This window comes from Schleiferia thermophila, assembly GCF_003337435.1.
Taxonomy (GTDB): domain Bacteria; phylum Bacteroidota; class Bacteroidia; order Flavobacteriales; family Schleiferiaceae; genus Schleiferia; species Schleiferia thermophila.
Window position 1 is genome coordinate 595,826 of record NZ_QPJS01000001.1, and the last position, 18,530, is coordinate 614,355.

General features: G+C 42.0%; 22 protein-coding genes and 1 tRNA gene. 6 read left to right on the forward strand and 17 right to left on the reverse strand.

Going from position 1 to position 18,530, the window contains the following annotated elements; translation table 11 throughout:
• Window positions 1-495: 495 nt before the first annotated feature.
• From sufD to DES35_RS02590, 13 genes are all read right to left on the reverse strand, one after another.
• The gene (sufD, locus tag DES35_RS02530; protein WP_114365707.1) at window positions 496-1,815 is read right to left on the reverse strand and encodes a Fe-S cluster assembly protein SufD; all 1,320 of its coding nucleotides are present in this window, start codon (window positions 1,813-1,815) and stop codon (window positions 496-498) included.
• A gap of 17 nt (window positions 1,816-1,832) precedes the next feature.
• Window positions 1,833-2,585: a Fe-S cluster assembly ATPase SufC gene (sufC, locus tag DES35_RS02535; protein WP_037360163.1), complete on the reverse strand. Its 753-nt coding sequence runs from the start codon at window positions 2,583-2,585 to the stop codon at window positions 1,833-1,835.
• 23 nt (window positions 2,586-2,608) lie between these two features.
• Window positions 2,609-4,039 (reverse strand): Fe-S cluster assembly protein SufB, encoded by a 1,431-nt coding sequence (gene sufB / locus DES35_RS02540; RefSeq protein WP_037360165.1) that lies wholly within the window; start codon window positions 4,037-4,039, stop codon window positions 2,609-2,611.
• Between the two features lie 14 nt (window positions 4,040-4,053).
• Window positions 4,054-4,377: a HesB/IscA family protein gene (locus tag DES35_RS02545; protein ID WP_037360167.1), complete on the reverse strand. Its 324-nt coding sequence runs from the start codon at window positions 4,375-4,377 to the stop codon at window positions 4,054-4,056.
• Between the two features lie 154 nt (window positions 4,378-4,531).
• Window positions 4,532-4,605: transfer RNA gene (locus DES35_RS02550), tRNA-Arg, on the reverse strand.
• 74 nt (window positions 4,606-4,679) lie between these two features.
• Complete coding sequence (locus DES35_RS02555; protein WP_371851071.1) at window positions 4,680-4,967, reverse strand: ATP-dependent Clp protease adaptor ClpS; 288 nt, start codon at window positions 4,965-4,967, stop codon at window positions 4,680-4,682.
• A gap of 46 nt (window positions 4,968-5,013) precedes the next feature.
• The gene (gene murI, locus DES35_RS02560) at window positions 5,014-5,823 is read right to left on the reverse strand and encodes a glutamate racemase (protein WP_114365708.1); all 810 of its coding nucleotides are present in this window, start codon (window positions 5,821-5,823) and stop codon (window positions 5,014-5,016) included.
• A gap of 489 nt (window positions 5,824-6,312) precedes the next feature.
• A complete protein-coding gene (locus DES35_RS02565) occupies window positions 6,313-7,113 on the reverse strand; it encodes a C40 family peptidase (RefSeq protein WP_037360171.1) in 801 nt (266 codons plus the stop codon).
• A gap of 26 nt (window positions 7,114-7,139) precedes the next feature.
• The gene (locus DES35_RS02570; RefSeq protein ID WP_114365709.1) at window positions 7,140-8,321 is read right to left on the reverse strand and encodes an acetyl-CoA C-acyltransferase; all 1,182 of its coding nucleotides are present in this window, start codon (window positions 8,319-8,321) and stop codon (window positions 7,140-7,142) included.
• A gap of 45 nt (window positions 8,322-8,366) precedes the next feature.
• Entirely contained in the window at window positions 8,367-9,110 is a 744-nt protein-coding gene (locus tag DES35_RS02575) for an SAM-dependent methyltransferase (RefSeq protein ID WP_244906314.1), read from the reverse strand.
• Complete coding sequence (locus tag DES35_RS02580) at window positions 9,079-9,552, reverse strand: low molecular weight protein-tyrosine-phosphatase (RefSeq protein WP_037355757.1); 474 nt, start codon at window positions 9,550-9,552, stop codon at window positions 9,079-9,081. The genes DES35_RS02575 and DES35_RS02580 overlap by 32 nt, the downstream gene beginning before the upstream one ends.
• Window positions 9,549-10,043 (reverse strand): 5-(carboxyamino)imidazole ribonucleotide mutase, encoded by a 495-nt coding sequence (purE, locus tag DES35_RS02585; RefSeq protein WP_037355759.1) that lies wholly within the window; start codon window positions 10,041-10,043, stop codon window positions 9,549-9,551. The genes DES35_RS02580 and purE overlap by 4 nt, the downstream gene beginning before the upstream one ends.
• Before the next feature lie 2 nt (window positions 10,044-10,045).
• The gene (locus tag DES35_RS02590; RefSeq protein ID WP_037355760.1) at window positions 10,046-10,597 is read right to left on the reverse strand and encodes a UpxY family transcription antiterminator; all 552 of its coding nucleotides are present in this window, start codon (window positions 10,595-10,597) and stop codon (window positions 10,046-10,048) included.
• Window positions 10,598-10,771: 174 nt separating this feature from the next.
• On the opposite strand from DES35_RS02590, the gene DES35_RS02595 reads away from it, so the two are divergent.
• The 6 genes from DES35_RS02595 (at window position 10,772) to DES35_RS02620 (ending at window position 16,088) form a co-directional block, all read left to right on the forward strand.
• Complete coding sequence (locus DES35_RS02595) at window positions 10,772-11,071, forward strand: PadR family transcriptional regulator (protein ID WP_037356896.1); 300 nt, start codon at window positions 10,772-10,774, stop codon at window positions 11,069-11,071.
• Window positions 11,068-12,582, forward strand: a complete 1,515-nt coding sequence (locus DES35_RS02600) for a PspC domain-containing protein (protein ID WP_114365711.1) — start codon at window positions 11,068-11,070, stop codon at window positions 12,580-12,582. Before DES35_RS02595 ends, DES35_RS02600 begins: the two co-directional genes overlap by 4 nt.
• Before the next feature lie 241 nt (window positions 12,583-12,823).
• Entirely contained in the window at window positions 12,824-13,216 is a 393-nt protein-coding gene (locus tag DES35_RS02605) for a hypothetical protein (RefSeq protein ID WP_114365712.1), read from the forward strand.
• 97 nt (window positions 13,217-13,313) lie between these two features.
• Complete coding sequence (locus DES35_RS02610) at window positions 13,314-14,066, forward strand: MbnP family protein (protein WP_114365713.1); 753 nt, start codon at window positions 13,314-13,316, stop codon at window positions 14,064-14,066.
• 55 nt (window positions 14,067-14,121) lie between these two features.
• Window positions 14,122-15,159 (forward strand): cytochrome-c peroxidase, encoded by a 1,038-nt coding sequence (locus DES35_RS02615; RefSeq protein ID WP_170125674.1) that lies wholly within the window; start codon window positions 14,122-14,124, stop codon window positions 15,157-15,159.
• Entirely contained in the window at window positions 15,156-16,088 is a 933-nt protein-coding gene (locus DES35_RS02620; RefSeq protein WP_114365715.1) for a hypothetical protein, read from the forward strand. The genes DES35_RS02615 and DES35_RS02620 overlap by 4 nt, the downstream gene beginning before the upstream one ends.
• Here DES35_RS02620 and DES35_RS02625 read toward each other — a convergent pair.
• Genes DES35_RS02625 through DES35_RS02640 form a run of 4 tightly spaced genes read right to left on the reverse strand, consistent with a single transcriptional unit; the run spans window position 16,065 to window position 18,529 of the window.
• Window positions 16,065-16,703: a flavin reductase family protein gene (locus DES35_RS02625; RefSeq protein ID WP_170125675.1), complete on the reverse strand. Its 639-nt coding sequence runs from the start codon at window positions 16,701-16,703 to the stop codon at window positions 16,065-16,067. The two genes, DES35_RS02620 and DES35_RS02625, sit on opposite strands and share 24 nt — an antisense overlap.
• The gene (locus tag DES35_RS02630) at window positions 16,700-17,389 is read right to left on the reverse strand and encodes an SDR family NAD(P)-dependent oxidoreductase (RefSeq protein WP_114365717.1); all 690 of its coding nucleotides are present in this window, start codon (window positions 17,387-17,389) and stop codon (window positions 16,700-16,702) included. The genes DES35_RS02625 and DES35_RS02630 overlap by 4 nt, the downstream gene beginning before the upstream one ends.
• Entirely contained in the window at window positions 17,386-18,156 is a 771-nt protein-coding gene (folE, locus tag DES35_RS02635) for a GTP cyclohydrolase I FolE (RefSeq protein WP_037355776.1), read from the reverse strand. The genes DES35_RS02630 and folE overlap by 4 nt, the downstream gene beginning before the upstream one ends.
• On the reverse strand, window positions 18,110-18,529 hold the full coding sequence (locus tag DES35_RS02640) for a 6-pyruvoyl trahydropterin synthase family protein (RefSeq protein ID WP_037355778.1): 420 nt from the start codon (window positions 18,527-18,529) through the stop codon (window positions 18,110-18,112). Before DES35_RS02640 ends, folE begins: the two co-directional genes overlap by 47 nt.
• Window position 18,530 lies beyond the last annotated feature (1 nt).

An 18,530-nucleotide genomic window follows, 5' to 3' on the forward strand; every position in this document is an offset into this window, starting at 1 on the left:
GAAAAAGCAAAGCAGCTTATATAATGCTAAGGTTTTCTTTCATCGCTGCACTATCGTTTCCACTTTCTCTGGTGTATGCCGGCGATTTAAACAGCCAAAATGATTCCTTATATTCTCCGGATAACCGGAAGAATCCACGTATTTTATTCAAAACAACGGCCAGATATCAACAACGCAAGGCCTGCCGGCTGATTTTGTAAAGTTTGTTTACAAGCACAGGGATGTACAAATTTTTTTACTGAATCCACCAAGCAATTGCATTTCAATTCCTCAAACGGGACACTGTAGAGGAGAGTCCCGGCACGGGAAAAGGTGAAAGACTGGAAATGTATCGAATGGACCTGATTTTGGAGGGGGCCAATGCTCTGGCTGAATTATCTGCTGAGGGTAAAAGTACCGATTATCAAATCTATTATACACCAAGCCCAACTTTAGTACATCATTTTAAAACCATCATTTATAAACCGGAAAGTTGGTAGGTTGTCTTTTGGGATTTTACAAGTCGAAGTCGAAATCGATATGATTTTTCTGGTTAAAAATCCGCTTTACGTACTGTCGCAATTCGGGTAGTTGAATTTTGTCTACTATTTCACCGGCAAAAGCCAGAAGTAACAAGGCTCTGGCTTTATCGGCTGCTATTCCCCTCTGCCTGAGGTAAAACATAGCGTTTTCATCCATTTGGCCTACGGTGCAGCCGTGGGAGCACTTTACGTCATTGGCAAATATTTCGAGTTGTGGTTTGGTATTAACGGTGGCTTTATCGGAAAGCACAATGTTGTTGTTCTGCTGGAAGGCATTGGTTTTTTGGGCATGGGGTGCCACATACACTTTTCCGTTGAAAATCCCTGTGGAGCGGCCGCCAAAAATGCCTTTGTAGAGTTCATTACTCTGGCAATGGGGTGCGATATGTTCAATGGAGGTATGGTGATCTGCTAATTCACTGGAATCTATTTTAGTGAGACCCCATAGATGGGCTTCGGCCATTGACTCGATAAGTTTTACAATTGGATTGTTTCGCACAAACTTTCCTCCAAGACTTGCAGTGGTGAGATTTAGCACAGAGTATCCTTGCAACTGATACACGGTGTTGTCGATTAAAGAAGCTTCGTAGTGGTCAGTTTGTATTTTGTAATGATCAAGGATGGCACCGGTATGTAAGAAAACCTCAGTAGCTGAATTTGTAAATACTGGATTGGCACTTAGCGAAATATGTCTTTCGATCACTGTAGCTCTTGAGTTTTTTCCAAGTACTAAGAGGCTTCTGGGCTGCTGAAAGGCTGGTAAAGCGTGTGGAGTTGTGAAGTGCAGTATTTCTATGGGTTTGTCAACAATTTTATTGTCAGGCACGAAAATATATGCTCCTTCTCTGGCGAATGCCGTATTGAGTGCGGTGAAACTGTCGCCATGATTAATGAGCTTACCTACGTATTCGTCGGCAATTTCTGGGTACCTGTTAATCAGTGCCGAAAATGTACATATGTCGTATTGGTGGTGGGTAGTGAGGCTCAGCCAGGAAGCGTAGTATCCATCGACAAATACAATGCGGTAGGTATCTGTTTCCGAAAGGAAATATTTTCGGGCTTCATCCAGTTGGAGCTTTTGTTCTTTTGGGTGAAATATCTTGTAATCGTGTTTGATGATGGGTTTTAGATTGGTGTATTTCCAGTCTTCATCCTTTCTGGTCGGAAAGCCGTATTTTTCAAAAGCCTCAAAAGCTTTCTGTCTTAATTTGTGAAGCTCAGACTTTTTTTGTCCGTTGAGCTGATTTTCAAAAACTATAAAAGAGGATAGTAAGGTTTCTTTGAATGCTTCCATACCGGGGTGCGTTTTGGTCAGATAGCCACTTCTTCCTTGATCCAGTCATATCCTTTTTCCTCCAGTGCAAGGGCTAGGTCTTTGCTTCCGGTCTTTACAATTTTTCCATTGTAAAGCACATGGACAAAATCAGGCACTATATACTCCAAAAGCCTCTGATAATGTGTGATGATGAGAAATGCATTTTCCGGAGTTCGAAGTGTATTGACTCCCTTGGCTACGATCCGGAGTGCATCGATGTCGAGGCCTGAATCGGTTTCATCCAAGATAGCGAGCTTTGGCTGTAACATGGAGAGTTGAAAAATTTCATTTCTCTTTTTTTCGCCACCGCTGAAGCCTTCATTAAGGGAACGGCTTAGAAATGACTTATCCATATTGAGCAATTCCATGCGTTCGCGGATGAGTTTTAGCAATTCTTTGGCAGGCATGGGCTCCAGACCTTTGGCTTTACGATTTTCGTTGATGGCTGTTTTGATAAAGTTGGTGACGGAAACACCTGGTATTTCCACTGGATATTGAAATGAGAGAAAAATTCCCAAATGTGCGCGTTCTTCTGCTGATAGCTCCAGAAGGTCTTTGCCTTCAAACTCAATGGTGCCTTGTGTGATTTGGTAATCTTCTTTTCCGGCTATTACATTGCTCAGCGTACTTTTTCCGGAGCCATTGGGCCCCATAATGGCGTGTATTTCGCCCTTTTTTATTTCCAGACTAATGCCTTTGAGGATGGGAGTATCGTCTACGGATACGTGCAGATTTTTGATTTTGAGCATTTTGTATATTTTAAAAATTTACTTTATCCAACAGATCCTTCGAGGCTTACCGCAAGGAGTTTTTGTGCTTCTACGGCAAATTCCATTGGGAGTTGGCTGATTACTTCTTTTGCAAAGCCGTTTACAATCAGATTAATGGCTTCTTCTGTCGGGATTCCTCTCTGATTGCAGTAGAAAATCTGGTCTTCACCTATTTTGCTGGTAGTAGCCTCGTGCTCCACCTTGGCGGTTGGGTTTTCTACTTCAATGTAGGGAAACGTGTGGGCTCCACATTGATCGCCCATCAGCATGCTGTCGCATTGAGAGAAGTTGCGGGCATTTATGGCTCTGGGACCAATTTTCACAAGACCGCGATAGCTGTTTTGGCTGCGACCTGCAGAAATTCCTTTAGAGATGATGGTGCTTCGCGTATTGCGGCCGAGGTGGATCATTTTGGTTCCGGTATCGGCTTGCTGATGGTGATTGGTTACAGCCACGGAGTAAAATTCTCCTACGCTGTTGTCACCTTTGAGTATACAGGAGGGATATTTCCAGGTGATGGCTGACCCGGTTTCTACCTGAGTCCAGGAGATTTTGGAATCGCGTTCGCAGAGACCTCTTTTGGTCACAAAATTAAACACACCACCGTTTCCGTCTTTGTCGCCGGGATACCAGTTTTGTACGGTAGAATATTTTATTTCAGCACCTTCTAAGGCTATGAGCTCTACTACGGCAGCGTGGAGTTGGTTTTCATCGCGCATGGGGGCAGTACATCCTTCCAGGTAGCTCACGTAGCTACCTTCGTCTGCAACGACAAGCGTACGTTCGAACTGTCCGGTACCGGCTTCATTTATTCGGAAGTAGGTGCTTAATTCTACAGGACATCGAACCCCTTTAGGGATGTAGCAGAAGGAACCATCGCTAAAGACAGCCGAATTGAGCGCTGCATAGAAATTGTCTGTACGCGGCACTACGGTTCCAAGGTATCTGCGTACCAGGTCGCCGTGTTCCCTGATGGCTTCGCTCATCGAGCAAAAGATAATTCCCAGTTCAGCCAGCTTTTCTTTAAAAGTGGTTTTTACCGAAACACTGTCTACCACCACATCGATGGCCACACCGGTCAGACGTTTCTGTTCTTCGATACTGATTCCGAGTTTTTGAAAAGTTTTTAATAGTTCCGGGTCTACTTCCTCCAGGCTGTTGAGCTGTTTTTTTGGTTTGGGTGCTGCGTAGTAGGAGATTGCCTGGAAATCTGGTTTTTTATATCTAATATTTGCCCATTGCGGTTCTTGCATGGTTTGCCAGATTCTGTAGGCCTCGAGTCTCCATTCGGTCATCCATTCGGGCTCGTTTTTTTTTGCTGAAATATGCCTGATGATGTCTTCATTGAGCCCTGGTGGTACTTTGTCAGCTTCCAAAGGGGTGTAGAAGCCGTATTTGTATTCGCTTTTGGTTACTTTTTCTAGAATTTCCATGGTCGATGGTATTGTCAGACAGCAAAGCTTTCACCGCATCCGCATGTGCGCTTAGCGTTGGGGTTTATAAACACAAAACCTTTTCCATTGAGGCCACCTGTAAAGTCCAGAGTAGTTCCGGCCAGGTACAGTAGTGACCTTTTATCTACAGCTATTTTAATTTCATTATCTTCAAAAATTTTGTCATCCGCTTTAGGTTCGGCAAATTCGAGATTGTAGGAAAGACCACTACATCCTCCGGTAGTCACTGTCACTCTCAGGCAGATGTTTTGGCCCTTGCCTTCAGCTTCCATCAGATGGATGATCTGTTTTTTGGCACTCTCGGATACCTGAATCATAATTTTAATTTAATCTAAATTCAGTGCAAAAGTACATAAGAATAACCCTTTTAAAATGTTATGGTTTAAAAAAACATGACTTTTGGGACAAAATTTTATGTTTTTGTAAAATAAAAAAAAGGGACGCCTGATTACAGCGCGTCCCTTTGTGAAGTGACTTCGTAGGGATTCGAACCCCAAACCTTCTGATCCGTAGTCAGATGCTCTATCCAGTTGAGCTACGAAGCCATTGGTTGATAAATGCGCGGCAAAATTAATGCAAAATTTAATTTTAGTAGTAAAACGAATGAAAAATTGGTATTTTAGTGAATCTCAGCTGATAAGCCTCTGTTTAGCAGCTCGGTACACATCGGTTTTAGTTCTTCATAACTGCCGTTTTTTACATCACACTTTCCTTTTAGATGAGTGATCCAGGCACATTGTTCTGCTTGTTCGGGTGTATGTCCGCAGACTTCTATCAGGGCTTCAATCACCCAGTCAAATGTATTTACATCATCGTTGAAAAGAATAATTGACTTAACGGTGGTGAGCTCTTCGAGGACCGAAACTTTTGTATCTGTTTGAAATTCAAATAATGTGTTCATCTGCATTGTCTTTTCAATAGGCCATACAAAGATACATAATACTTTTCGGGCTTCAAAGCACTACGTGCTCCAGCACGGGCTGGAAGCCAAGAAAATACGATGCAATCTCTTTGAAACTTTCGGTAAGGTCAGAAAGGTAAAAATGATATTCTCCGTGGTAGGTAGAAGGGGAGCGTAGGGAAGTATCAATCAATACCTGCCGGAGGTGGGCTGCTGTGATGGAAGGGGTATCCAAAATTTTTATTTGCTCTTTGAAAAAGGCTTTGATATCTTCTTGAATGAGTGGATAATGCGTACAACCAAGGATCATACAGTCGAGCTGATCAAATCTCTGGTCGCGTAGGTAATGCTTGATCAGTGCACGACTGACCTCTGTGCCGGCAAGTCCCTCTTCTACCATACCTGCCAGCAGGGGAGTGGCCTTGGAGTTTACGGTCACATTGCTGCAGGATTCTTGAATTTTCCTTGAATACACTCCACTGTTGATGGTGGCTTTGGTGCCGATGATGCCGATATTGGCAAAATGCTGCTCGCAAACATATTCTACTACTGGATCAATGACATTGACGATGGGTAATCTTTCCTTCCAATATTCGCATAATGCTTCGTAAGCTGTAGCGGAAGCTGAATTACAGGCGATCACCAGGACTTTGACTCCTTTTTGGTATAAAAATTCGCTGATTTCCAGGGAATATTTTATGATGGCTTCTTTACTTTTTTCGCCATAGGGCATGTGTGCAGTATCGCCAAAGTAGAGGATATCTTCGTTGGGCATCAGATTCATTATAGCCTTTGCTACGGTAAGTCCACCTACACCACTGTCGAAAATACCTATCGGTGCATAACTGTCTTGTCGGAACATGTCAGATTATCTGTGCGAAAATACTGTTTTACCTGTCTATCATATTGCATTGAATTACAAGTATTTTTTAGGCCTGGTTTTTTTTGGTTTACTTTTAGGGAGGTGATGTCGGATGACGATGGAGGTCCATAAAAGTGAGGTTGTTTTCATGGTTTGTAAAATGTAGAAAGCGGAACATGATTTTTTAATTTCTCTGGAATTTTGTGCTTAACTCGTTTTTAATTCGCTAATACAGTAAAAGGGCGGCCTGGCAACTCGTAGATAAGGGTACGAAAAACCAGTTTTTCAGTGGGTCACTTTTCTGCATTCTGGTATTTTGGATTGAGCAGGTTGTGAAAAAAGAGTTCAAAAGGCAGGTGTTAGGATATGGACACCATTCAAAGGCCGTAGTCTGAAGTTATCGAGTTGCGTTTTAATTGCTATCTATGTAGTTGCAAAGTAAAAAAATCCGGTAATCCAAAGCTTTCGGATTACCGGACAGAGTAGTTTTTATCGCTGTCTGAAATTGAGGTCAAAAACGTTTTTCAAAAGTCTGAGTCTGTGTGTATATTTTTTGAGATCGGCGCGGTAAATGCCGTTTTGGTCGAGCATATCGATTCGGACCATACCACCTGAAGCATGAATGATTTTTTTACCCGGAAGAAGTATTCCTACATGAATGATCCGGCCGTCCTTGTCATCGAAAAATGCCAGATCGCCGGGACTGCATTCTTCAATAAAGCTCAGTTGCATACCAATGGTAGCCTGCTGATAGGAGTCTCGTGGCAGATTTACGCCCGCCATTCTGTAGGCTATCTGTACCAAACCGGAGCAATCAATACCAAAATGGGTGCGACCTCCCCACAGATAAGGTGCGTGCAGAAAATTTAGAGCCGTGTCAATGATGGCGGGTCTGTTTTTAATGCCCTTGGTAGTAGGGCCACTGAATACCATTACCTCATCACCTACTGAAAATTCACCGTTTTTTAGCAAAGGGATTTTGCTTCCGAGCAGTATTGAGAAGAAATGATTGCTGTTTTTTTTCATGACCAGGTCTACCATGTCGGCACTGTATCCTGTAAATTCAGCGAAATGCTGACTGTATTCTTCAGGTGAAATGCATTTGATTTGTTCTCTCAGTACCCAGCCTGTGTAGTCGTCGTGCATGAGCGTTACTCTGAGCCATTCATCCGTTTCTTCCAATAGATGCATGAGCTCTCCAAAGAGTATTTGATTAATCATTTCTGACCTATGCGACGGCTCTTTTCGCATGGGAATAACAGAAAGCAGGCAGACACCTTTTGCCGACATATACAGATTGCTAATAATAGGTGGTATTAATTGATATTTTCAATCACGATTGCCGAGGCTCCACCTCCGCCATTGCAAATTCCGGCAGCACCGTATCGTGCATTGTTTTGCTTGAGAATATGAATGAGCGTGACAATAATTCTCGCGCCAGAGCACCCGAGTGGATGACCGAGTGATACTGCTCCTCCGTTTACATTGACTTTGGCAGGGTCCAGATTCAGGAGTTTGATATTGGCCAGTCCGACGACCGAAAAAGCTTCGTTGAGTTCGAAGTAGTCGATATCTTCGATTTTAAGACCGGCTTTGCCAATGGCTATCGGCAGGGCTTTGGCGGGTGCAGTTGTAAACCACTTGGGCTCCTGAGCTGCATCTGCAAAACTGACTATTCGAGCTAATGGTTTGAGATTTAGTTCCTGAGCTTTTTTGGCACTCATCAGAATTAAAGCTGCAGCTCCGTCGTTCAGAGTGGAAGCATTGGCTGCTGTGATGGTCCCGTTTTTGTCAAAAACTGGTGGTAGTGTAGGGATTTTTTCAAATTTTACATTCTTATACTCTTCATCTTCTGAACATACAATGGGATCACCTTTTCGCTGAGGAATGGAGACTGGCACGATTTCCTCATTAAAAAGACCTGACTGCCATGCCTTGGCACTTCTTTTATAGGATTCAATGGCAAAATTATCCTGGTCCTCGCGGCTGAAGTGAAATTCCCTGGCACAGAGCTCTCCACAATTACCCATATGTTGACCGTCGTAGGCATCAAGCAGACCGTCGCGCAGCATGCCGTCCACAAGTCGCAGATCACCGAGTTTTTGGCCGGTCCGCCCGTTGCCGAGGTAGTGTGGGACTAGACTCATGTTTTCCATTCCGCCTGCCACCACTATTTTATTGTCACCTGTTTTTATGGATTGTGCTGCCATCATTACAGATTTCATACCTGAAGAGCACACTTTGTTTACTGTTGTACAAGGTACATCGGCTGGTAGGCCTGCTTTAATAGCCGCTTGTCTGGCAGGTGCCTGGCCTAAGTTGGCTTGTAGTACACAGCCCATTAGCACTTCATCGACCAGTTTCGGATCGAGTTGTATTTTGGAGAGGGCACCTCTGATGGCTACTGCACCAAGTTCAGGAGCCGGTACATGACTCAATGAGCCGCCAAACGAACCTATAGGTGTTCTGACGGCAGAAACGATAACTACTTCATTCATTGTTGTTAATTTAGGTATGCAAGTTAGGAATTACAAAAAGTTCTATCAGGAAATTCCAATTAAAAAAATCGTTGGTTGCTTATCGATGTGTTGAAAATCTTCTGTCTTCCATTCAGATAATTTTTTTGTTTTGATGAATTGATTGATACCAGTGATGTCGGAGGCAATGCACAGCAAAGTGTCAGGTCGCAGAGTTAGTTTGATGTCTTCTACAAGTTGCAAATTTCTGTAAGGCGTTTCTATAAAGATAAAAGTCGTTTTGTCCTTCAAGGATTTGGCTTCCAATTCCTTCAGTTTACGACGTCGGTCGTGTTTGTCAATGGGAAGATAGCCGATAAAAGAGTAGTTCTGACCGTTAAGTCCAGATGCCATAAGCGAAAGCAATATAGATGATGGACCTACCAAAGGAATCACCGGTATGCCTTGTCGATGAGCTTCCAGTACGATCTGGCTTCCGGGATCAGCTACAGCCGGACAGCCGGATTCGCTCATCAAGCCAATATGTTTTCCGGATTTACACTGATGTAAATATTTATAATATTCTGATTCAGAAGAGTGTTTATCGATTTGTATCACTTCCAGAGAACTCTGCTGTACGTATGGAATGGCTTTTTTTAAAAAAGCTCTTGCGGATTTGGCATTTTCTGCCAGATAGATTCTTGTCTCCTCAAGAACTTTCTTCGTCCCAAGGGGGATAACTTCCAAAGGATTTACATCGGAAATAAGTGTGGGAATAAGATATAGATTGCCCATTGATTTAGCTCTGCTGGGTCTTAAAATGTTTTTCAATAATTGCATCGCAGGATTTGTTGATTAGCTGATAGACGCTTTCAAACCCTTCTTCACCGCCGTAATAAGGATCGGGGACATCAATTTTTTGGTTCGGAAAAAGTTCTTCGGTCATCATCTTTACTTTTTTCTTTGCTTCGTGATCAGGAGCCATCATCATCAATGCATGAAAAATGGATGCATCGGCCGCATAAATCAAATCGAAGCGATTGAAATCTTCGGGTTTGAATTGTCTTGCTCGCAGGTCCGAAAGATCAATACCATGACTTAGCGCATTTTTCATGGTTCTCTTGTCAGGCTTCTCACCCACGTGGTAATCTGCAATTCCTGCTGAGTCTACTATGGCCTGAAGGTCCATTTCCCGAAGTTTGTGTTTCAAAATACCTTCTGCCAGAGGTGAGCGACATATATTGCCCAAACAAACCATCAGAATTTTTTTCATTGATTCTGTTTTAGTTCGTTGCTCATTTGTAACACGCTGTTCTCTAAATCTTTTTTGTATTGAACCAACTTATCTGCTAGAGCAGAATCCATCAAAGACAAAATCTGTACGGCGAGGATTCCGGCGTTTTTTGCGCCATTTAATGCTACTGTGGCTACCGGTACTCCGGCTGGCATCTGGAGGATGGAGAGCACTGAGTCCCACCCATCAATGCTGTTGGACGATTTGATGGGGACACCAATCACCGGCAGGGTAGTGACACTGGCCACCATGCCTGGCAGGTGAGCTGCACCGCCTGCCCCGGCTATAATGATTTTCAGACCGCGCTCCTTGGCATTGCGGGCATAAAGAAACATTCGCTCGGGCGTACGATGCGCCGATACTACATCTAGCTCATAACACACTCCAAAGCTTTCAAGTATTTCGGCAGCCTGCTTCATCACTGGCAGATCGCTCATTGACCCCATAATAATACCTACAGACGGACTCATATTTACTGGATTCGGTTAATAAGTTTATTTTCCTTTTGTTTTTTACTTGGTGCTTCTATCACTTCAAGCACATCTTTATCCAGTATCGCAGTAAATTCCAGACCCGCACTGTACAATCGAATGGATATTACATTTTTATCGATTTTGAGAATCTCACCTTCCTGTGCTATCAGAGGTCCGGAGAGTACCCTAGCCTTAGCGCCAACCTCAAGCTGGCGAACATTGATTTCGGACACATGCGCAGAGGAGAGAAAATCCATTAATGCTTTCATTTCCACTTCTCTGACGATGGCCGGCTTTCTCAGCCAATAGACAAAGTTGAGAACACCAGGTGTTTGAAGCACATGTATCCTTTCGCTTTCTTCCACTTTGACAAATACATAAGAACGGATAAGAACTTCATCTACGTATTTCTTCCTGTCACTCCACTGCCTCAGCACTCTTCTGGTCGGGCAATAGTTGTTTATGGATTTTTTAGTGAGTAGGTCTGCTACTTTTTTTTCGTGTCGAGGTTTGGTGTACACAATCATCCATAATTTGCTTCTTTCTGCCATCGGTGGGTGGAATTGGATGCAAAGTAAAGGCTTGACCAGAAAGTGTAGCATCCTTTTATCTAAATTTACAATTTTAGTACTATGTATTGCATAGTACAATTTTACAATTATATCTTTGCACAATCAAAAACTAACTAGGTGACGAGTGATAACAGGGAACAGGTGCTGGCACAAATGCGGAAAGGCGTGCTTGAAATGTGCGTCCTTGCCATTTTGTCAAAATCAGATGCTTATTCAAACGACATCATCGAAACACTTCAGAAAAATCATATTTTAATGGTAGAGGGAACGCTGTATCCATTGCTCACGCGAATGAAGAACCAAGGATATCTCAGCTACAGATGGGAAGAAAGCAAGTCCGGGCCTCCAAGGAAATATTTTTCTATCACAGAAAAAGGAAAAGTGCATTTGAACACCCTGATTGGTATTTGGAATGAATTTTCACATTCAATAAACAAATTGATTAAACAATGAAAAAAACAGTTTCTGTATCCATTAACAATATACAGTTTTATCTGACTGAGCAGGCGTTTGCTTGCTTACAGCAATATCTCGACAGCATTAAATCGGTCTTAGATCCTGAGTATGCAGAAGAAACCCTTCAGGATATTGAATTCAGAATAGCTGAGCTACTGCAACAAGAGCTGCATGGGAGGGAAGTTGCTGATGATAAAGATATATTGAAGATCAAAAAGATACTCGGAAGTCCTTCTGATTTTGATACCGACACAGCGAATCAGGCTGAAGAGTCCGATACGGGAATGGTGATCAAAAAATTGTTGAGGGATCCGGAAGGTGGGATAATAGCCGGTGTAGCTTCGGGCTTGGCTCACTATTTCTCAATCGATGTGCTGATTGTCAGACTTCTGTTTATAGTGTTTGGCTTTATATCAGGTACCGGGCTGATTGTGTATCTGATTCTGTGGCTGATCGTACCAAAAGCCAACTCCAGTATTGACAGGCTGAAGATGAGAGGTGAAAAAATTACCGTTAAAAAAATTGAAGAACAAATCAGAAATGAGTTAAAATCAAGTGACTTTTCTGTTCGAAAAATTTCATCTACCAAGGCGGGAAAAATTTTAAATGACATAATCAATTTAGTTGCTCAGATTATACGAAGTCTGATTAGATTAGGATTGAAATTATTTTCTATTTTGATTTTGATTATTGTTGGAATATTGATTTTTGCTTTACTTTCAGTAATCTTTTCGTTTTTGAGTTCCAATAATGCACACATTTCCATTAATCATTTTGAATTTAATGCAAATAACTTAAGCGATGTTATCTCATTTTATTTTGGTTCTGTTGGCACATTTTATTGGCTTATATCATTTTTATTATTGTTTCTTGTATCTGTTGGTTTGTTGTTCTTTTTTGTTTTCAGATCAATCGCTAAATCTACTTTTTCTACCTACAAAAAATATTACATTTTTATACTTTTCTCTCTGCTCTTATCATCAGCGGTTGTTACTGGGTTTATTATTAATAGAGTGAAGGAATACAGCGAGAGTTCTTCATTGGTTATTTTCTCATCACAAATTAATGTAAATGAACAAGATACTATATTTATACTCCCTGTGCTTGAGGATGAGGCTTATAAATCCAAATTCCAATTTGGCAGAGACAGCCTGTATTTGAGTGATGTAGAGATACACTTAACCAAAGGCGATGCCAAACCCATTGTTTTTATTCGAGCGGAAGCAAAAGGCACTACAAAAAATTCAGCTTTTCTCCGAGCTAAAAATATTGAATATCCTTTTCAGATAAACGAAAGGTTTTTAAAATTGTCAAGATATTTAATTGTTCCTGTTACGGACTCATATGGAGCCCAGAAAGTGAGTATTCATCTGTCAGTTCCAGAAAACACTGTATTGTTTCTTTCGGATGTTTTTAATTATTCGGTAAATTCTGCCATTAAATATAAAAGGAATTCTATAGAAACCGGATATTATAAAATTTCCACGGACGGTTTTGAGAGGTTATAACTATTTGTACAAACCTTTGTTGGGTATCTAGAAAATCCCCTCTATAGTGAATTTGCTGTTTTTTTACAAGATTTTATGTAGTTATACAAGCAACTGAAAGAGCAAGAGCGGCAGCTAGATTAAAAAATGCTGCGGACTAAGGATTAAGTTTTTTGCTTGTTAACAGATTGTTAAATGCAAACAGTGACTTGAATCATCTTTCAATTACGGGATGGAGTTGTTAAATTTGTAGTCGTTGATTATGTGGCGAAAGTTTTTTCATATACTTGTTGCTCTTGCTATTTTGACGCCGACTTGTATCGGTTTTTCAAAGGTCGTCCGTTACTACATAGATTTCGAAGACTACAAAAAGTCATGTAAGAATCGAGACAATTCCGAGATTTCCTGTAATGGACTATGTCGGCTTAGTGAAGAGCTGGCAGCTGAGGGAAATGTAGATGACGTGCATCCGCCTGTCCTACCGAATGTTGAAAACATCTTACCACTGTTTATTGGAATATTTAAAACTTCCGGTTTCGTTGTTATCGAATTCATTAAAGTATTTTCAAAATCTTTTTATTATTTGCTTCATTTCAATTCACATGAATTTGTCAAAGAGCTGATCAAGCCACCCGCCATCTGTTATATTTTGTAATTTCTTATATTTTATACAGGAGTATTCTTTTTCCTGTTTGAATTTTTAGTGGTGATAATTCATTATTTGTTAATTAAAAATATTAAAAATTTACCTTATGAAAAAGCTTTTATCAATAGCAATCGTATTACTGGCTTTCAGCTGTAGCAAAGATGACAATCCCAGTGACAATCCAGCTGATCTGAAAGGTGCCCTTGAAATCAAATTTGAGCATGTATGGGGCCAGAATGCTGCTCCATTTGCACTAAATCAGGAAATGACGCATCCGAGTGGTCAAAAAATGACCTTTACTACATTGAAATATTATATTTCAAACATAAAACTCAAAAAAGCTGACGGCACAGATTGGATACAACCAGAAAGCTATTATATAGTAGATGCAGCCCAGACTCCTGAAGCAAAGATTACCATACCGGATGTACCTGCAGGAGATTATGTGGAGGTTAGTTTTCTGATTGGTGTAGACAGCCTTAGAAATACATCTGGTGCTCAAGTAGGAGCATTAAGCCCGGAGCATGGGATGTTTTGGAGCTGGAATACCGGCTATATCTTTATCAAGGCCGAAGGTTCATCTCCTGATTCACCGACAGGTACTTTCACCTATCACATTGGAGGTTTTCAGGGTGAACACAATGCCATACGCAGCCGTACCATTAACTTCAATGGCGCTGTGCTGATGGTAAAGCCCAATGCAAAACCATCCATTCACCTGATGGTAAATGCAGGCCGATTCTGGCATGGTGGAGTGCAGCTCTCGCAAGTAAACAGAGTGCATATGCCCGGAGCCAATGCATCAATGCTGGCTACCAATTTTGTTGGAGGTATTTCTTTTGATCACCTGCACAATTAACAAGTTGCAGCCGTTTCGGCTCAGTGGCGAAACGGCTTCTTTTATTATCCGAAAGATGAAAGCGTTAAAATATCTGTGCATATTACTTTTATACTTTTTTTACTCCTGCAGAAAAGTTACTGATTCCTTTAATACGGACGAAAAACTATCACTGGAGATACCCGCTTACTTTCCACAACCTAAATACAACTTTGAAGGTAATCCGCTCACCCGGGAGGGGTTTGAACTGGGCAGAAGACTCTTTTATGATCCCATTCTCTCAATAGACAGCAGTCTGTCATGCGGCAGCTGTCATGCTCAGGTACACGCTTTTGCAGACCACAATGTATCTGTGAGTGTTGGAGTTTTCGGGAGAAAAGGAACCCGGAATGCACTTCCGACTTTCAATTTGATTTTTATGCCGCTGTTTAATTGGGACGGGGGAGTCAATCATATTGAAATGCAACCTACTGCACCCTTGCTCAACCATGATGAAATGGACATCACGATGGCAGAAGTTCTCAGGAGACTCAGAAATCATCCAGAGTATCCGAAGCTGTTTAAGAGAGTTTTTGGCACAGATGAAATTTCTGCCAGAGATTTTCTCTATGCACTCACACAATTTCAAGGGGCAATTATTTCTTCTGATTCTAAATACGATAAATATCTGCAAGGCAAGGCTCAACTGACAGCAGAGGAACTTGAGGGACTAGCTTTGTTTTACCAGCATTGCTCTTCTTGTCACGCCGGGCCTTTGCAAACCGATTTTGCTTTCAGAAGTAATGGTCTGGAATGGAACAGACATGAAGAAGGGCGCTATCACATCACCCTTGATTCAGCAGATTTTCAGAAGTTCAGAACTCCATCGCTGCGAAATGTAGCTCTCACCAGGCCGTACATGCATGATGGCCGATTTAATACACTACAGGCAGTTCTTGATCATTACTCAGAATTAGGAAGGTCCAAACCGGCACCAGATTACACCGATCCAAAACTCAAAGACGGCATTCCTTTATCAGAGTCGGATAAAGAAAAAATCATTGCCTTTCTGCACACTCTTTCTGATTTTTCATTGCTTTCCAATAGTAATTATTCAGAGCCGAGATTAAAATGAGAAGGTTTTTATACTACAGGGCATTGTTTGTGTTGGTAGTAATAATGTGGGTCTTCGGAGCTTCAGCCTGTGATATTTGTGGTTGTGGCATTGGGGGTGGGTATTTGGGAGTAATGCCCCAGTTTCACAAAAATCTGATTGGATACCGGTATTTGATGAGTGCATTTTTACATCCTGAAACCCCTTACAATGCAACCAACGGAGACCAGTTGCAAAGAGATGTCTATCACCGTCAGGATGTTTGGATGCGCTATTATCACGGAGCAGACAATCAGTTTTTTGTCTTCATTCCTTATCGGATGAATGTAAGAGAGTATGAAAGCGGGCGAGTGGACTGGATCAAAGGGATCGGGGATATACAGTTGAACTATCTTCGCCAGATCATCAATCAGTCGGCAGATCCCGGGCGCCTTTGGCGTCATAGTTGGTTTGTTGGGGCCGGGCTTCAGATGCCGACCGGCAAGTTTATGCAAAGGGATGCTCAGGGTCGCATGCATCCACTTCAAATTCAGTCAGGTATAGGGGCTTGGGGATATCAGATCCAAAACCTCTATATTCTGCGATGGAAAAATTTTGGCATTCAATCCGATATTCAATATCGGTATTTTCAGCCTAATGAGCTGGAGTATCAGTTGGGAAATGCATTTGTGTCATCTATAAGCTTATTCCATTGGTGGCAGATGACTCCACGCACAGCTCTGCTTCCCATCATGGGAATGCAGCTGGAAGCCTATGGATACGATACTGAATATCGGATAAAAAAGCCCGATACAGGCGGTCAGTTCGGATTCCTTACTGCAGGTGTGGACCTCTACTACAGGGATTTTGTTTTTCAGGTATTTGGACAGTTTCCAACTATTGAAGCAACGACATATGTTCAACCTGAAGCGGGAGCAAGAGTTGGATTAGGAGTTGCCATTTTTTGGTAGACTCCCTTTCTTTTGATCCCATTTGCTTTTTAGAAACTGACAGCAATAGTAGTCATTAAGGCCTGAAATGGCGGCATGGTTCAGTAAGTCGTGTCGGATGCATCCATTTTCATCCACAGCTGAAGAATTATCAACCGCCAGATTAATTATTTCACCCACCACAAAAACCGTTTTATTTGCCTCTATTAGGTGTTCTTCTTTTCTTTTGAGTAAAATCTTCAATGGACTGTCTTCCACCGCAGGGGTGGTGTGATTCGGAAAGTAAAATGGTGTAAAACCTAAAATATCAAATTCATCCTCTTGATCAGAATATTTCAGAGAAGTCTTGTGAGCAAGGTCAAGGATAGCCTGGTTGATCGAATTAAATGTAAAAAAACCTGTGGAGCGAATGTTTTCCAATGTGTGGCGTCTGACACTTTCGGGTCTGAAGACGACACCCAATAACGGAGGGTTAGCTCCGATGTGAACCACAGAGTTGAATAGCCCTAAATTTTTTCGACCGCGGCTGTCTGCAGTACCGATCATCCATACCGATCTGATTCCGGATACGGTATTGAACAGATTAATTTTGAAATACTTGTCTGCACCAGCAAGCAAATCGTCGAGATAGGTCATATTTTCAAGGTACTCATTCCACCGTCTATGTGAAAGATTTGACCCGTTACCCATGCCGATTGCTCGGACAACAACCATAGGGCAGCATTACCGATATCAGATGGAGTACCATATCTTTTTAATGGGTGACGCTGCCGGGCAGATTCCTGCTTGGCTTCTGTATTGAGCAGTTTGGATGCCAGCGGAGTATCTGTCAAACTTGGCGCTATGGCATTGACTCTGATTGCCGGGGCTAGCTCAGCAGCAAGGCTTTTCGTCAGTCCTTCGATTGCTCCTTTGGCGGATGCGATACCCGCATGGAAGGGCATTCCGGTTTGCACGGCTACGGTGCTAAACAAAACGACAGAGGCGGATTCGCTTTTTTTAAGAGCCGGAAGGCATTTTTGAATGGTTCTGAACGCTCCAAAAAAATTAATTTCAAATTCCTCTTTTAACTCACTTTCCGTAATTCTGTGAAATGGTTTAAGGTTGATAGTGCCGGGGCAATACACTATACCATCTAAATTTTCAATAGCCGGAATGGAAGCATTTGGATTCGTAACATCGAATTCAAAATGTATTGCTCCTTGAATTCCTTCGGCTGGTCTGCGTTGGCCAGTGTATATGCGATGTCCGTCGGCAGCGAGTTTTTCTGCTATATATCTGCCAATTCCCGATGAGGCACCAACGATTAGATAGGTCTTCATTTATTGTGAATTATTGAAAGAAATTCTTGTTTTACCTGAGGGTCTGATAAAAATCGGCCTCCATAGTGTACCGTTACGGTGGAGCTTTGACTGTCTTCGATACCACGAGTTTTTACACAGAAATGTTCGGCATCGATATAAACAGCTACATCATCAGTTTGCAGGACATTTTTGAGCTCTTCGGCTATTTGTTCGGTCAATCTTTCCTGGACTTGTGGTCGTTTGGAATAGTATCGGACCATTCTGTTAATCTTACTAAGCCCGATCACCTTGCCATTGCTTATATAGGCTACGTGTGCGGTGCCAATGATCGGCACCAAGTGATGCTCGCAATAGGAATGAACGGTGATGTTTTTTTCGACGAGCATCTGGTGGTATTGATAGGGATTTTCAAAAAGTTGTATCAGTGGTTTTCTTTCCGGGTGCAGACCTGCAAATATTTCTTTCACATACATCTTTGCTACCCGGCGGGGTGTGTCTTTCAGGCTGTCGTCGTTGAGGTCAAGACCAAGAGTGTGCAGTATTTCGGTAAATTTTTCTGTAATGATTTCGATTTTTTCTTCATCGGTGAGCTTAAAAGCATCTTCGCGCAGGGGTGTTTGCTTGGAGGTGCTTATGTGGTCGTGATCGTGATCACAATCACAGCATGTATCATGTAGATTGTCGATGCATAGGGAGTGAACGTCGGAAGAGCCTTTGAGATGCTTTACGCCGTTGCCATTAATTTTCTTCTCCGGAGTATTCAACAAAATTTCTGGGCGTTTCATAAAGAGTGATTTTAAGTTGATAAGTTTGTGGGATGTGTGGTCTGAGCCATCCATAGATGACTACGGCTATGTTTTCAGCTGTAGGGTTTAAGGTTTTAAATTCTTCCACCTGAAGGTTTAGATTTTTATGATCGAGTTTGTCTTCTACCTCTGACTTGATCACATCCGAGAGGGTTTTCAAATCCATCACATAACCTGTAACAGGGTCAATAGGGCCTTTTACGCTAACAATTAATTCGTAATTGTGACCGTGATAATATTCATTGTTGCAGAGGCCAAAAAGTTTTTCGTTGGTTTGTTGGTCTAAATTGGGGTTGTGCAGTCTGTGCGCAGCATTAAAATGTGCGCGCCTAGACACTGTAACTATTTTCATT